Source organism: Bacillus sp. mrc49 (assembly GCF_002803435.1).
In genome coordinates this window covers 1-303 of record NZ_PHNG01000438.1, presented here as the reverse complement: position 1 = coordinate 303, position 303 = coordinate 1, and the positions used below count along the sequence as shown (strand labels likewise).

The following is a 303-nucleotide window of genomic DNA, read 5'->3' as shown; positions in this document are numbered from 1 at the left end:
TCTAAAATTTGTTCAGCAGTCATAAAGAGATCCACTCCCTTTAATTTTACAATTTCTTACTATATAAACCTGTTTTTTTTTTCTTAAACATTAAATGTAAAACTTTGTTAAAATTAATGTATTAAAATTTTGAAACCTTTTAGCTTACGATTCGTAATAATCGTATAGCCGCATGAGCGGGGGTAATACTGGAAAATGGATGCACTCATTAAAGAGAGAATTAATCAAGTAGTAAAGGGAGACCATAATGCATTTGGAGAAATTGTCGAAATATACAAGGACAAAGTTTTCCAGATATGTTTC

1 pseudogene is annotated in these 303 nt (G+C 29.7%); it reads left to right on the top strand.

From position 1 onward, the window contains the following. Positions 1–195: 195 nt before the first annotated feature. Positions 196–303: pseudogene (locus tag CVN76_RS31630) on the top strand (RNA polymerase sigma factor SigW); the annotation flags it as partial.